12 protein-coding genes are annotated in these 14,560 nt (G+C 47.5%); 8 read left to right on the top strand and 4 right to left on the bottom strand.

Annotated elements, in window-relative coordinates; translation table 11 throughout:
• Nucleotides 1-157: 157 nt before the first annotated feature.
• Nucleotides 158-3,817 (top strand): family 78 glycoside hydrolase catalytic domain, encoded by a 3,660-nt coding sequence (locus AAC052_RS18745; RefSeq protein ID WP_339815003.1) that lies wholly within the window; start codon nt 158-160, stop codon nt 3,815-3,817.
• 26 nt (nt 3,818-3,843) lie between these two features.
• Here AAC052_RS18745 and AAC052_RS18740 read toward each other — a convergent pair whose 3' ends face one another.
• Genes AAC052_RS18740 through AAC052_RS18725 form a run of 4 tightly spaced genes read right to left on the bottom strand, consistent with a single transcriptional unit; the run spans nt 3,844 to nt 6,177 of the window.
• Nucleotides 3,844-4,185, bottom strand: coding sequence for a hypothetical protein (locus tag AAC052_RS18740; RefSeq protein ID WP_339815002.1), 342 nt, complete (start codon nt 4,183-4,185; stop codon nt 3,844-3,846).
• On the bottom strand, nt 4,182-4,829 hold the full coding sequence (locus AAC052_RS18735; protein WP_339815000.1) for an alpha/beta hydrolase: 648 nt from the start codon (nt 4,827-4,829) through the stop codon (nt 4,182-4,184). The genes AAC052_RS18740 and AAC052_RS18735 overlap by 4 nt, the downstream gene beginning before the upstream one ends.
• Before the next feature lie 40 nt (nt 4,830-4,869).
• Complete coding sequence (locus AAC052_RS18730; protein WP_339814999.1) at nt 4,870-5,085, bottom strand: hypothetical protein; 216 nt, start codon at nt 5,083-5,085, stop codon at nt 4,870-4,872.
• Nucleotides 5,086-5,145: 60 nt separating this feature from the next.
• Nucleotides 5,146-6,177 (bottom strand): GntR family transcriptional regulator, encoded by a 1,032-nt coding sequence (locus AAC052_RS18725; protein ID WP_339814998.1) that lies wholly within the window; start codon nt 6,175-6,177, stop codon nt 5,146-5,148.
• 242 nt (nt 6,178-6,419) lie between these two features.
• On the opposite strand from AAC052_RS18725, the gene AAC052_RS18720 reads away from it, so the two are divergent.
• From AAC052_RS18720 to AAC052_RS18690, 7 genes are all read left to right on the top strand, one after another.
• Entirely contained in the window at nt 6,420-8,528 is a 2,109-nt protein-coding gene (locus tag AAC052_RS18720; RefSeq protein WP_339814997.1) for a bifunctional aldolase/short-chain dehydrogenase, read from the top strand.
• 105 nt (nt 8,529-8,633) lie between these two features.
• A complete protein-coding gene (locus AAC052_RS18715; protein WP_339815065.1) occupies nt 8,634-9,908 on the top strand; it encodes a TIM barrel protein in 1,275 nt (424 codons plus the stop codon).
• 1 nt (nt 9,909) lies between these two features.
• Nucleotides 9,910-11,292 carry an FGGY family carbohydrate kinase gene (locus AAC052_RS18710; RefSeq protein WP_339814996.1) on the top strand — a complete coding sequence of 461 codons (1,383 nt, stop codon included), beginning with the start codon at nt 9,910-9,912 and terminating at the stop codon, nt 11,290-11,292.
• Between the two features lie 3 nt (nt 11,293-11,295).
• Nucleotides 11,296-12,036: a (Fe-S)-binding protein gene (locus tag AAC052_RS18705; protein ID WP_339814995.1), complete on the top strand. Its 741-nt coding sequence runs from the start codon at nt 11,296-11,298 to the stop codon at nt 12,034-12,036.
• Nucleotides 12,033-13,397, top strand: a complete 1,365-nt coding sequence (locus AAC052_RS18700; protein WP_317489717.1) for a lactate utilization protein B — start codon at nt 12,033-12,035, stop codon at nt 13,395-13,397. The genes AAC052_RS18705 and AAC052_RS18700 overlap by 4 nt, the downstream gene beginning before the upstream one ends.
• A complete protein-coding gene (locus tag AAC052_RS18695) occupies nt 13,394-13,969 on the top strand; it encodes an LUD domain-containing protein (RefSeq protein ID WP_317489716.1) in 576 nt (191 codons plus the stop codon). Before AAC052_RS18700 ends, AAC052_RS18695 begins: the two co-directional genes overlap by 4 nt.
• 100 nt (nt 13,970-14,069) lie before the next feature.
• The gene (locus tag AAC052_RS18690; RefSeq protein ID WP_339814994.1) at nt 14,070-14,390 is read left to right on the top strand and encodes a nucleotidyltransferase domain-containing protein; all 321 of its coding nucleotides are present in this window, start codon (nt 14,070-14,072) and stop codon (nt 14,388-14,390) included.
• Nucleotides 14,391-14,560: the final 170 nt, after the last annotated feature.

Here is a 14,560-nt window from a genome sequence, read left to right as displayed (position 1 = left end):
GTATAAGTAGTATAAGCACATTCAATTTAGTGATTTATGTGATCATTCATAACCAGCATAGTGCAGGACACGGCGGCTATTTCATTATGTTAATTTGACACTTTAAGCGATCTGGAAAAGCCCAAAAGTTGTATATTACTTTCCAACATCTACTTACATGAAAAACCGTTACATCAAAGGAGTGCTTTTCTCTCTCCTACTCCTGACAACTCATGCATTATTATCGCAGGGCTCGTTCCAAGTTGTCAACCTCAAAACAGAGTATGCCTCCACCCCCCTGGGCATTGACGTGGAAAAGCCTCGTTTCAGCTGGCAAATGCAGAGTTCAGACAATTCAAGGGGGCTGAAGCAAACGGCCTATCAAATCGTAGTGGCTTCGGAAAAAGGAAATGAGGTATGGAACTCTGGCAAGATCGAGAGTGATAAAGCGTTAGGCGTTACATACGGCGGTGCCATCCTCCAGCCCACCATCAAATATAACTGGACGGTAACCTTATGGGACAACCAAAAAACAAGTGCCTCGGCATCTTCATGGTTCGAAACAGGTCTGATGAATGCCGACCCGAATCTGTCAGCCTGGAGCGGAGCCACCTGGATTGGTGGCAGCGATGATGATTTGGTCTTCTACTCCCATTACCTGTCGGTCTTTAAACTAAGCTACCAACTTCAGCTAGATAAAGCGTCCGCTTCAACAAAGGCTGGATTCATTTTCGGTGCCAACGACAGCCGCCTCATGGACAAAGACATGAACATCCTGGGCGTGCACAGCGGTGAAAATGAAAGCTATATCAAGTTCGAACTGGACATTTCAAAAGTAGATGGCACACCAGCAGGTTTGGCGAGCTTTAATATTTACAGGGTAGGTTATTCGCCGGAAGATAAGGCAGGCGTCCCCTTTAAAATCTATCAGCTTCCTCTTTCGCTCGTTAACAACGCCAATAAGTACGCCGCACACACACTTTATGCCGACTGCAACTTTGGTGTCTTCGAAATTTTTATTGATGGCGACGACACAGACCACCTGATCACCAAAAGCGACGACCCCAACCCAAGTCCATTTGCTCCGAGAGGCTTGAATCTTAATCCAGTCGGTGTTGGAAACAACTTCATTAGTTTCCCGATGGTCGCTGATATTGGATTCTCCGCCGACAAGGGGCAAAAAGCTTCTTTTTCCTCCGTTGAGATAAAGAACTTTCGCTTTCCCTCCAATGCTCTTTTCAAAGAAAATCTTGCTTCCATCTCAAGCTACAAAGGCGTGTTTTCAGACTTCATTAACGGCACAAAAACAGGCTTTAGCATTGCGAATGCTGCCTATGTTGTAGATGGGGTCACGGTGATAGCCGATCCTAGCCAAAATGCGACACCTATGCTCCGAACCAAATTTTCGGCAGAGAACAAACCCATCGCCAAAGCAAGGCTTTATGTGACAGCCCGGGGCATTTACGAAATGTATATCAACGGTCAGAGAATCAGCAATGACTACTTCAACCCTGGTCTTACACAGTACAACAAAACCCACATGTACCAAACCTACGACGTCACGGATAAAATGATGGCGGGGAAGGCAAATGCAGTAGGTGCCTGGCTGGCAGAAGGCTGGTGGAGCGGCAACATTACGTACAGCGGCGAAAGCTGGAACTACTTTGGAGACAGACAATCGCTGCTCGCTAAGCTGGTAGTTACCTATGCCGACGGAACTGAGCAGGTGATTACGACGAAGCCTAACACCTGGAAGCTTTTCACTGATGGGCCCATTAGAGTCGGGAGCTTTTTCCAGGGCGAAGTGTACGATTCATCGAAGGACGCCGCTGTAAAAAACTGGGCGACCCCTGACTACAATGACGCTAATTGGAAGCCAGCAGTGAAAGTTCCTTTGGAGAGCACAGCCTACATAGGCACCTTCCCAGGCAGAGGCGGGCCAACTACCTTCGACTATGACGACCTTCAGCTAGTCGGTCAAATGGGAGCCAACCCATCAATCGTGAAGACGCTGACTGCTAAAAGTGTGGAAGAAGTAAGGCCTGGTGTATTCGTGTACGACATGGGCCAAAACATGGTCGGCTTCCCCAATATTTCACTGAATGGAACTGCCGGGAACAAAATCACTTTGAGGTATGCAGAAGTAAAATACCCGTCACTTGACGAATACGGCAACAACGTGGGCATGATCATGCTGGAAAATATTCGGGCAGCACTAACGCAGGATATTTGGATATTGAAAGGAGGCGACGAAACCGTCCAGCCAAGGTTTACTTTCCACGGTTACAGGTTTCTGGAGATCACGGGCATTGAAAAAGCACTGCCGCTGGAAAGCGTAAAGGGTATGGTAGTGAGTTCCATCCAGGAGCTTGCCTCCAGCTATCAAACCTCCAACGATCTGGTGAACAAGCTCTGGGAAAATATTACCTGGTCGATGCGGGGGAATTTCCTATCGATCCCAACGGATACTCCGGCCCGGAATGAAAGAATGGGCTGGAGTGGGGACATCAACGTATTTTCAGGTGCTTCCACCTATCTGGCCAACAACGACCTCTTTCTTCGCAGGCATTTGCTGGCCATGCGGGATATCCAAAGAGAGGACGGCCGCTTTACTGACGTAGCACCTGTGGGAGGTGGCTTCGGCGGCACCCTTTGGGGAAGTGCAGGTATCATCGTTGCCTGGGAGAGTTACAGGCAGTATGGCGACGTAGAGTTGCTGAGAGAGCACTACGACGCCATGAAAAAATACGTGGCCTTCCTTCAGTCGAAGACTGATCCGAAAACGGGCATTATTAACGAGGGCCCTTTGGGTGACTGGCTGAGTCCGGAAAACAACAAAAACGACAACACGCTATTTTGGACCGCCTACCAAATATATGACCTCGAAATAGTGGCAAAAACAGCCAATATCTTAGGTCACGCCGATGAAGCCAAAACCTTTCTGGCACAACGTGAAGAGCGCAAGGCTTTCTTCAATTCCAAATATGTCGACAAAGTCACGCACAAAACAGTTAAATCTGGATTCAGAGCGCCCCGATTTGGCCCCCCTGGCCAAACCCCTGACGAAGACACCTCCGACGAAGGACAGCCTATGGACACACAGGCGAGCTACGCTATTCCCTTAGCACTGGGTGCCTTCAATGCAGAAAACGTACCCTACGCCATCCAATACCTGGCTGCCACTATTGAACGCCAAAACACCGATGACGGTGGAGCCACCCGACCAGCTTACTCGCTCATGACCGGATTTATTGGCACGGCCTCACTCACCGAAGCGCTTTCAGAAAACGGCAGGAGTGACCTGGCTTACAAGCTACTGCAGCAAACCAGTTACCCTTCCTGGCTCTATTCTGTCGTCAACGGTGCCACCACCATCTGGGAGCGGCTCAACTCCTACACTGTGGAAAATGGCTTTGGTGGCAACAATAGTATGAATTCCTTTAACCATTATTCATTCGGAGCTGTGGGTGCGTGGATGTACAACTATTCTCTTGGCATCCAAAGAGACCCCGATAGCCCGGCTTTCAAGCATTTCATTCTACAACCCACTCCTGACCCCACCGGGCAAATGACCTGGGCGAAAGGATATTATGACTCGATGTATGGAAGAATTGAAAGCAGCTGGAAAGTGGAAGGCAACAAACTCAGCTACACCACTACCGTGCCCCCTAACACTTCGGCAACACTCTATTTGCCTACCAACTCATCAAAAGACATTACAGAAGGAGGAAAGTCGATCAACAAAAACACAAAAGGGGTAACTTTTGTGAAAATGGAGAATGGAAAAGCGGTGTTTGAATTGGGTTCGGGCAGCTATGAGTTTGTGATTGCTAAATAGCTAGTTTACAACGATTAGCTAAAGCTCTATTTGCTGACAAATCTAAAAAGAAACGACAAGGCCAGACAAAAAAAGCCGAGGGTAGGGTAGGCGAAGGCTTCGCTTATAGAACCGGCCACCAATGATGGACTAATGTCTCCTGCACTCTCAATTGCCTCCATAGCTTCACGATATTTTTGAATACATGCTATAATGCCGATCACTGATGCCGCTGCCCCCAGATAGACAATCCTGGCGGGGTTGTCAGCATATGGCTCCTTCCTTATTCTGAGTACAAAAAAAGCCTTCATCCCCAAATAGAGGATGTAAAAAAGTAGGAGATAAAGCAACGGCGAAAAGCCCATCTCAATAATGGGGGGAAATTTCATAGTTGTTGGCTCGTTAGTGTTTTCAATATTATTCGCCCAATCTGATCCCCCTTACTCACAATCATTAAATGCCCACCACCACTAATCGTAAAATCGGCTGTTTTCAAAGGCAAAATCCTGTCTCTATCTCCGTGAATGTGGTAAACCCCTTTCACAAGAGTCTCATTCTGCCAGTTTACAATTTTATCGACTGCCCAACGTAAAAATTTAATGTTTGTATCGATTATAATTCCTCGTAGTAATTCCTTTTCACCTCTCGTCTCTACCCCAAAGAGCCAAAAAGCAAGCGCATTAACTTTTGTCAAAAAAACAGAAGGAATAAGTCTATTGATATTTAATCGTCCAATCCACCTAAAATAGAAAGGGATATCAAGCCTTGTTTTGGCTGACGAAATAAGAATTATCTTCTCTGTATCAATTAGCTTACCAAGCTCAATTCCAATTATCCCACCAAAAGACACACCAATCAAAACTGGGCAGGGATCATTAATCTGAGTTAATAGCCTTCTTGCGTAGTCTTCAATTGCCTCGTTACCCAGAGGTTCGATCCAATTTATATGCTTGACTTTGAAGCCAGAAAAATCAACAAACTCGAATACTCTCTTGTCAGCTCCCAGCCCACTTAGTAGATAAATCTCATTCATTGCGAATTGCCATCATGGAGAAGCTGTCTACGCAATCGAACTAAGACTCATCCTCCAATTTACCTACTCTTTTGGAGAGTTTGAATATCTCCTGCATCAGCGCCTCTTGTCGTGAGTTGGTTTGATTAAAATCACGTCGGAGTGATACCATTTCTTTATTGAACGATTCCATTCCCTCTTTAAATTCCTTCTCCATCTTATCGGTTCGGGAGATGTACTCCATCAAAAGCTCGATTATCTTATCTTCATTTTTCATCTTAAGAAGTCAAAACCGAATTGAATAAACTTAAATATAGAAAAAAAACTAACCTCAACCTCACACCGATTTCCTCTCTATAAACCGAAAGTCGTTCTTCACCTCAATAGGCTTATTCTCCAACATCGCCTTCGCCGCCAGCTGCCCCATTTTCCGAAAATCGGTCGTAATCACAGAAATTCCGTCGCTAAGCACTTCTTTCAACGGGGTGTCATTATAAGAAATGATGCCAACATCTTTGGCCAGCTCCATCCCATTGGCCCGCTGAACCTTGATCAGGTTGACAAGATCACTTTCTTCAATGACCACATAAGCCGTGTTGCTTTCAATGTCGTCTTCGGAACCTACCTCACTGATAATCTCATGGGGCACATTGCTGAACCCACAAAACCTTCGGAAACCAGTGACAATATCTCTGGTGTAGGGGTATGTCTCGTTTTCAGGAAACACAAGAATAAGCTTTTTGTAGCGGCTCAGCTTTTCTTTGGCTTCCGACAGGGCATTATAAATATCCATTTTGAAGTCCTGATAAACGCAGCCACTAAAGTGATTTACTCCTTCTATGCGGTTATCCAGAATGATTATTTTCTCCCTGGGTATTTTGGATAGCAAAGAATTCAGCTTTTCCACATTCAGGTCGGCAAAATGAGGCATTATCACAAAATAGCTGTAGCCAGTGAGGTGCTCTGTAAGTATCTTCTCGAAAAGTTCGAAATCGCAGTGGTAAACAAAAAAATCAATATGCGCCTTTTCCCCCAACTCCTGTGCAATGGAGTTGTATATCTCCTTCTTATAAGTACTCAACTTATTGAAGAGCATGAGCACCTTGAGTTGCGATTTAGGTGCCGAGTTGCTGATATAGTATCCCTTGCCCTTCACAGCCGCTATCACGCCAAGCTCTTTCAGTTCATTGTATGCCTTCTCCACTGTATCCCGGGCAAGAAGGTAATCGTAGCTCACCTGATTGATGGATGGCAGCTTCTGTCCATACTTGATTTTGCCAGCTTCAATACTGGAAATAACGCTGCCTACAATCTGCTTGTACTTAGGCACACTCGACTTCTCTCTGATATCCAGCAATAGCTCTTCCAACGCACTATTAGGGTTTATTCACCAACAATCAATGTTACAAATATATTAAACACAAAAAAACCACCCATGCAGTATAGTGCATGACAGTGATACAGCCACAGATGTTGACTTTTGATGTACAATGTCCCAAAACGGATGTCATGCTGCGCCTGTCGAAGCATTTTCTTCACGACAGCGCTTACGGCAAACTGAAACCGACATTACTTAATTTGTTTGTATCAAATCACACAATTCGAAATACAATGAGTGCACCCGCAAAAACATTCAAGCATGTCAACTACCTATGGGACGACGCCAAAGCGGCCCAGCTAAAAGGCGATGAAGTTGCCCTCCTCCTGTATCGCTCCAACATTCTCGGTGCCGACCTGCGCATCACCAACTACGGCGGCGGCAACACCAGTTGCAAAACCATGGAGAAGGATCCGCTTACTGGAAAGGAAGTGGAAGTGATGTGGATCAAAGGATCCGGCGGAGACATAGGCACGCTTACACGCAGTGGATTGGCCGGGCTTTACAACGACAAGCTCCGGTCACTCGAAAATGTATACCGCGGCCTTGAGTTCGAAGACGAAATGGTGGCACTTTTCAACCACTGTATCTACGACCTCGACTCCAAAGCACCTTCCATCGATACGCCACTGCACGGCTTCCTGCCTTTCAAACATATAGATCACCTGCACCCCGATGCAGCCATAGCCATCGCAGCATCGAAAGACGGAGAGCAAATAACCAAAGACCTTTTCAAAGGGCAGATTTCGTGGGTGCCATGGCAGCGACCCGGTTTCGACCTGGGTCTGCAGTTGAAGCAATCGCTGGCAGACAACCCTGGCATAAGAGGCATTATGTTGGGCGGCCACGGGCTGTTCACCTGGGGCGACACAGCCTATGACTGCTATATCAATAGCCTTGAGGTAATCGACATGGCCAGCGAGTACCTGGAGCAGAACTACGGCAAAAAAAGACCAGTTTTTGGTGGGCAAATACTGGAGTCCCTTTCTCCTGAAAAGAGAAAAGACCAGGCAGCGCAACTAGCCCCGGTGTTAAGGGGCCTTGCGTCAAGCTATGATCGCATGGTTGGCCACTTCACTGATGATGAAAAGGTGCTGCAGTTTGCCAATAGCAAAGACCTTGAGCGCCTGGCTCCTCTCGGCACCAGCTGTCCCGACCACTTCCTGAGAACCAAAATCAGGCCGTTGGTGCTCGACTTACCAAAAGACGCAGACCTGAGTGACAAAGCGGCCATCAAAAAGCAATTGGAACCCTATTTCCAGGCGTACAGAGAGATGTATGCGAAATATTACAATGAACACAAGCGCAGCAATAGCCCGGCCATGCGTGATCCAAACCCGGTCGTTATTATCTGGCCTGGCGTGGGCATGTTCTCTTTTGCGAAAAACAAGCAGACAACAAGGGTGGCATCGGAATTTTATATCAACGCTATCAACGTGATGCGTGGGGCCGAAGCCATTTCTGAGTACGTAGCCCTGCCTTTGCAGGAGGCTTTTGATATCGAGTACTGGCTATTGGAAGAAGCCAAACTGCAACGCATGCCTAAAGAGCAGCCCATGTCCCGCAAAGTGGCGCTCATTACCGGAAGTGCTGGCGGTATTGGAAAAGCCATTGCTGACAAGTTGGCCGCCGAAGGCGCCTGTGTGGTCATCACTGATATCGACGAAGACAGGGCCGCCGCAGCCAATAAAACTTACAAAAGGGACGTGTCGACCTACGCAAAAATGGACGTCACAAATCCAGAAAGTATCAAAGTGGCGTTCAAAAAAGCGTGCCTGGAATTTGGAGGCGTTGATGTTATTGTGAACTCAGCTGGATTGGCGATCAGCAAGTCAATAACTGATACATCGGAGCAAGACTATGACCTGCTGATGGACGTGCTTACCAAGGGACAGTTTTTGGTGTCTCAAGCGGGTGTCGACATTCTGCGTGCACAAGGGCTAGGCGGCGACATCGTGAATATTGTCAGCAAGAACGCACTGGTTTCCGGACCAAACAACGTAGTGTATGGCTCCGCCAAAGCAGCGCAGGCACACATGAGCAGATTGCTTGCCGCAGAGCTTGGGCCTGAGAAAATCAGGGTAAACGTTGTGAACCCGGACGCTGTAATTGAAGGCAGCAAAATATGGGAAGGCAAATGGGCTGAAGGCCGTGCGAAGGCCTACGGCGTAACGGTAGAAGAATTGCCTGCTTTCTACGCTAAGCGTACTTTGCTGAATGAGATCATCGGCACGGTAGACATTGCCAATGCAGTCTTCGCATTTACCGGCGGCTTGCTTAGCAAGAGTACCGGCAATATATTGAACGTCGACGGCGGCGTGGCTGCTGCTTTCGTCAGATAAAAAGTAAAACCCTCCAAGGGTTGTAACCTCTTGGAGGGTTAGCAAATCGACATTTCGAATTAGGCCTTTCCAACCAATCTCGTAGGGATGACATATTGGTACCCCATGATCACAAAAAACAATATCCTCGAAAATAACACGGCCAAAAAAGCCCTCCACCAAAAGCGCTTCACTCCCCTCGCCGGTACTCTGACAGACCAGGGCATCGACGTCAAATCTGTTTTAAAAAAGCTAGATGCCTTCCAAATCGCCATCCCCAGCTGGGCACTTGGCACTGGCGGCACACGGTTTGCTCGTTTTTCCGAAGGTGGCGAGCCTCGGTCTCTGGAAGAAAAAATTGACGACGTAGGTTTACTGCACATGCTTAATGCTTCCAGCAACGCCATCAGCCTGCACATTCCCTGGGACATTCCAAAAGATGCCAAGGCCATCAAAGAACTAGCCTCCTCTCACGGGCTGCTTTTTGACGCTGTCAACTCAAACACCTTTCAGGATCAGCCTGACGCCAAAGTGTCGTACAAATTTGGTTCGCTGTGTCATGTCGACAAGCACGTAAGGGATGAAGCCATCGCCCACAACAAAGAGGTGATTGATCACGGCGTGGCGCTGGGTTCCAAAGCACTCACGGTTTGGTTGGCAGACGGCTCGTCGTTTCCGGGCCAACTGAATTTCAGAGAAGCACTGCAACGCACGCAGGATTCTCTGCAACAAATATATGACCACCTTCCCGCCGACTGGAAAGTGCTGGTGGAATATAAGCCTTACGAGCCCTATTTTTATTCAATGGTGATACCCGACTGGGGCACCTCGCATTTGCTGGCGAGCTCCTTAGGCGAAAAAGCTTTGAGCCTTGTCGACCTCGGCCACCATCTGCCCAATACTAATATTGAACAGATTGTAGCCATTCTCATGATGCAGAAAAAACTCGGCGGCTTCCATTTCAATGACTCTAAATATGGAGATGACGATTTAACCGTTGCCAGCATCAAACCTTACCAATTCTTTCTTATATTCAACGAACTGGTAGACGGTATGCATAACACACAGAACCCCGAACTTTCTTGGATGATCGACGCAAGCCACAACCTAAAGGATCCCATTGAAGATTTGATTCAGGCTATCGAAGCGATTAAAATTGCTTACGCACAGGCCCTCATCGTTGACAGAGCAGCGCTAAAAAAGGCTCAGGCGGCCAATGATGTATCGGCAGCCCAGGAGGTGCTTCAAAATGCCTTCCGCACTGACGTAAGGGCACTGGTAGCAGAATCCCGCATGCGGATGGGGGGTGCTTATGATCCACTTCTCACATTTAGAGAAAAACAGATAAGAAAAGAACTCATTGCCAAACGGGGGTTAAAAACTGTTGCTACCGGACTCTGATATGGGAAAGCCAGTCACGCTGATATTTGATATTGGAAAAACGAACAAAAAGCTCTTCCTTTTTGACGAGGATCTCTCCGAAATTAAGCATGAGTATATTCGCTTTGAGGAAATTCCCGATGAAGATGGATTTCTCTCGGAAGACCTCCCGTCACTCGTTAAATGGATAAAAGATAGTGCTGACAGGGTATTTAATAATCCGGACTATGAGGTCAAGGCGGTCAACTTCTCCACCTATGGCGCTTCGATGGTTCATCTGGACGAGAAAGGAGAGTTAGTCACCCCTTTTATCAACTACCTGAAGACTTTTCCTGAAGACTTACTGAACGAGTTCTTCTCAAAATACGGCACTGAAACTGACTTTTCGGTAAAAACCGCCAGCCCTTCGATGGGTATGCTCAACTCTGGCTTACAGCTATATTTTCTTAAGTACAAAAGGCCCAACGCATTCAAAAGGCTCCACAAGAGTCTTCATTTTCCACAATACCTCAGCTATCTGTTTACAGGAAATCTCTCAACAGACTTTACAAGTCTGGGCTGTCATACCGGGCTTTGGGATTTCAGCCAAAACAAGTATGCCGACTGGCTGGAAAAAGAGGATCTGGTGCGCTACCTTACCCCTCTTGAAGAATCAACCAAAACAACCCATGTCGACATAAATGGAAACTCTGTCAATGTGGGAATCGGTGTTCACGACAGTTCCTCTGCACTGGTTCCCTATATCCAGGCCAACGACGATCCGTTCGTGCTGATTTCTACAGGCACGTGGAGCATTTGCATGAATATTTTCAACGACAAGGTGTTGACCGCTGAGCAGTTAAAGGCTGATTGTTTGAATTTCCTCTCAGCCAAGGGCATCTCCATCAAAGCGTCTCGATTATTTTTGGGGAAACACCTCAGCAACCAGGCAAAGCTCTTGAGCGAATTTTTCGACATTGACTATCAAACTTATAAGTCTGTTGCATGGCGAAAAGATTTCAAAAAAAAGAAAAAAACGGACAAAGAGCTTTTGTTTGATCACAGTGTGCTGCATCCTGAGCGATTCGGTTTTGTAAACAACCCTCGGCAGGACCTTTCTATTTTTGAAAACTATGAAGAGGCTTATTTCCATCTGATGGACGAATTGACAGATTTGCAAATTGCTTCTCTCAAACTGGCCATTGGTGACACTGATATCAAAAGAATATTTATTGATGGAGGCTTTAGTTCCAACGAAGTATTTGTTAAGATGCTGGCCGACAAACTGCCCACTTATAAAATTTACTCCACTTCTTTTGCCCTGGGCACTGCACTAGGTGCTGCTTTGTTGGTAAATTACCGGACGATCACCAAGGAATTTCTTAGTAAGAACTATAATGTTAAAAAGCATTCTCCCTCGAGTTAGTCCATGAAAGTTGCCCTCTTCATTCCCTGTTACGTCGACCAATTCTACCCTCAGGTTGGTATTGCCACGCTGGAACTGCTGGAAAAGCTTGGCTGCGACGTGGATTACCCAAGGAACCAAACCTGCTGCGGTCAGCCAATGGCGAACTCAGGCTATGAGTCAAAAAATGAAAAGATTGACGAGCTCTTCATCGATAACTTTGCAGGATACGATTACGTCGTTTGCCCCTCGGGTAGCTGCACCCTCCACGTAAAAGACCACCTGCATTCCGCTGGCAGGGAAATTGAAGCTGGCTCGATTAGAAACAATGTGTACGAGTTGGTAGAATTCCTTCACGACATTCTAAAAGTTGATAAAATTGAGACCGCCTTTCCCCACAAAGTGGGACTTCATGCCTCATGCCATGGGCTGAGAGGCTTAAGAATTGCGGCGGCTCCGGAGCTAAATATTCCGCCATTTAATAAGACTGCCAGCCTCCTTCAAAAAGTGGAAGGGCTTCAGCTGGTTGACCTTCACATGCCAGGAGAGTGTTGTGGTTTTGGCGGCACGTTCGCAGTGGGCGAGGAGGCGCTGTCTGTGAAAATGGGTAACGACAGAATTAAAGACCATACGAGCCACGAAGCTGAGTTCATCGTGGGTAACGACATGTCGTGCCTGATGCATCTGCAAGGCATCATCAGTAGAAACAAGATGAGGGTGAAGGTGATGCACGTGGCGGAGATCTTAAACGGAGTATCAGCATGAGCCATAGTAGCAACACCGAAACTTTCCTCAAAGACAATAAAAAAGTCGATTGGCACAACGAAACGCTTTGGTGGGTGCGGAGCAAGCGTGATGTATCGAGCAAGCAGATACCGGAATGGGAGCAGCTACGGGAACTTGCGTCCGGCATCAAAGACAGCGTACTTTCCAACCTCGCCAGCTACCTGGAGGAGTTCGAGGAAAATGCCGTAGCCAATGGCATCAACGTGCATTGGGCTGCCGATGCCAAGGAGCACAACGAAATTGTCACCTCCATTCTTCAAAAACACAAAGCCCAAAAGCTGGTAAAAAGCAAATCGATACTCACAGAAGAGTGTCACCTCAACGAGCACCTGGAAGCGCATGGGTTTGAGGTGGTCGACACCGACCTTGGGGAGCGCATCATCCAGTTTGTGCGGCAGCCTCCCAGCCATATCGTGATGCCTGCCATCCACTTAAAAAAAGAAGACATCTCCGAAATATTCCACGAGCACCTACAGACAGAAAAAGGTAACAACGATCCACAATACCTGACGGAAGCCGCCCGGCAGCACCTCCGCAATAAGTTCATGGAGGCCGATGTTGCCCTGACAGGGGTGAATTTCGGCATTGCAGAAACCGGCGGTTTTGTCGTGTGCACCAACGAAGGCAATGCCGACATGGGCGTGCACCTGGCACCTGTTCACATTGCCTGCATGGGCATCGAAAAGCTGATTCCGAAGCTGGAGCATCTCGGAGTTTATACCCGACTGCTGGCACGCAGCGCTACGGGCCAACCCATCACCAACTACACCAGCCACTTCCACCGGCCACGACCAGGCCAGGAAATGCACATCATTCTGGTAGACAATGGCCGCACGGAGCAGCTCAGCAGGGAGAAGTTCCGCAACAGCTTGAAGTGCATACGCTGCGGCGCCTGCATGAATACCTGCCCGATCTACCGCCGCAGTGGTGGCTACAGTTACGACGCAACAGTGCCCGGCCCTATCGGCTCCATCTTATCGCCGGGAGTGGATTTAAAGAAGCACCAATCGTTGCCCTTTGCGTCTACTCTATGTGGCTCCTGCAGCGACGTGTGCCCAGTGAAGATCAATATCCATGAGCAGCTCTATGAGTGGCGCCAAGTCGTTGCCGATGAAAAACTGGACGGAGCCGGGAAAAGAATTTCGATGACATTCGCTGCCAAAGTGCTCTCTTCGCCATCGCTCTACAACATGATGGGAAGGCTGGCCAGGAAGTCGCTGGCGCTACTGCCAAAGTCTCTGATCAACAACCCGCTCAATGCGTGGGGCAAGCAGCGAGATTTGCCGGCACCACCCAAGGCCAGCTTCAAAGAGTGGTACGCCAAAAACCGGAAATCATGAGCAGCAGAGAAAAGATATTGAGCAACATCCGCAAGCTGGAACTTGAGCCAAAGCCGCTGCCTGAAATTCCAGCATTTGAGATCAGTAAAGACCTTGAGGCTACTTTTACCTCTTCACTGGAAGCCAACCACGTAACTGTTATTTCATGTAGCAGTGAAGAAGAGGTCAAAGCCGCAGTTGATGCACAGACCAAGACCTACCAACAGGTGGTTACCACACTGCCTGACATTTACTCTGCTGGAATAGATTTAGCCACAGTCAAAAAGCCCTCGGACTTGCGACACGTAGACGCTGGCATCATTGCCGGAGCATTCGGCACAGCAGAAAACGGAGCCATTTGGGTGCCGGAAGAACTGGCAGGGATAAGAGCCTTGCCATTTATTGTGGTGCATTTAATTGTGGTAATCGACCGCAAAACGTTGGTAGGCAATATGCACCAGGCCTACAAAAAAATTGAAGAAATTCCTGGCTTTGGCGTCTTCATCGCTGGCCCTTCTAAAACGGCTGATATCGAGCAGTCGCTGGTGATAGGAGCCCACGGGCCGAAGAAGATGACGGTGATTATTTACTGAGACAGGGCAGCCGTCGTGCCCACAACCTGTTGGAGGCACAACCAAAGCAAGAAGCCCTTGCAGGTTACCTTAAATCCCGCAACCTTCGTATATTCATATCATGAATCAAAAAGACCAAACTATTTTAGCTAAAATCAAATCGGCTATTTTCAGGAAAGACCCTGAAGCTGAAGTGATTCTTTTTGGCTCAAGGGCAAGGGGTGAGGAAGGCAAAAACTCTGACTGGGATATTCTTATTTTATTAAAAGCGCCCAATATCGATCGTAAAACCGAGATGGCCTTTCGTGACGAGTTGTTCAATGTTGAACTTGAGCTGGGTATTCCAATTTCCACTTTTGTGTACTCCAAAAAGGATTGGGAGACTCGACATTCAGTCACACCTCTTTACCAAAATATTCAGAAAGAAGGAGTGCTCTTATAATGACTGGCTCCAAAGAAGATTATATCAATTATCGAATTGAGAAATCTTCAGAAATATACGACGACGCACTGCTATTGGCGCAAAACCATAGATGGAATTCTTGCGTCAACAGGCTCTACTATTCCTCCTATTATCTTGTGAGCGCCTTACTCTACAAAAATGGAGTAAAG

The sequence above is a fragment of the uncultured Imperialibacter sp. genome, from assembly GCF_963974565.1.
GTDB classification, from domain to species: domain Bacteria; phylum Bacteroidota; class Bacteroidia; order Cytophagales; family Cyclobacteriaceae; genus Imperialibacter; species Imperialibacter roseus.
This window is presented reverse-complemented; position numbering and strand designations above follow the sequence as displayed.

Excerpts from the sequence above, each read along its gene's own strand:
- AAC052_RS18745 (WP_339815003.1), top strand. The coding sequence starts at position 158 with ATGAAAAACCGTTACATCAAAGGAGTGCTTTTCTCTCTCCTACTCCTG.
- AAC052_RS18740 (WP_339815002.1), bottom strand. The coding sequence starts at position 4,185 with ATGAAATTTCCCCCCATTATTGAGATGGGCTTTTCGCCGTTGCTTTAT.
- AAC052_RS18735 (WP_339815000.1), bottom strand. The coding sequence starts at position 4,829 with ATGAATGAGATTTATCTACTAAGTGGGCTGGGAGCTGACAAGAGAGTA.
- AAC052_RS18730 (WP_339814999.1), bottom strand. The coding sequence starts at position 5,085 with ATGAAAAATGAAGATAAGATAATCGAGCTTTTGATGGAGTACATCTCC.
- AAC052_RS18720 (WP_339814997.1), top strand. The coding sequence starts at position 6,420 with ATGAGTGCACCCGCAAAAACATTCAAGCATGTCAACTACCTATGGGAC.
- AAC052_RS18715 (WP_339815065.1), top strand. The coding sequence starts at position 8,634 with ATGATCACAAAAAACAATATCCTCGAAAATAACACGGCCAAAAAAGCC.
- AAC052_RS18710 (WP_339814996.1), top strand. The coding sequence starts at position 9,910 with ATGGGAAAGCCAGTCACGCTGATATTTGATATTGGAAAAACGAACAAA.
- AAC052_RS18705 (WP_339814995.1), top strand. The coding sequence starts at position 11,296 with ATGAAAGTTGCCCTCTTCATTCCCTGTTACGTCGACCAATTCTACCCT.
- AAC052_RS18700 (WP_317489717.1), top strand. The coding sequence starts at position 12,033 with ATGAGCCATAGTAGCAACACCGAAACTTTCCTCAAAGACAATAAAAAA.
- AAC052_RS18695 (WP_317489716.1), top strand. The coding sequence starts at position 13,394 with ATGAGCAGCAGAGAAAAGATATTGAGCAACATCCGCAAGCTGGAACTT.
- AAC052_RS18690 (WP_339814994.1), top strand. The coding sequence starts at position 14,070 with ATGAATCAAAAAGACCAAACTATTTTAGCTAAAATCAAATCGGCTATT.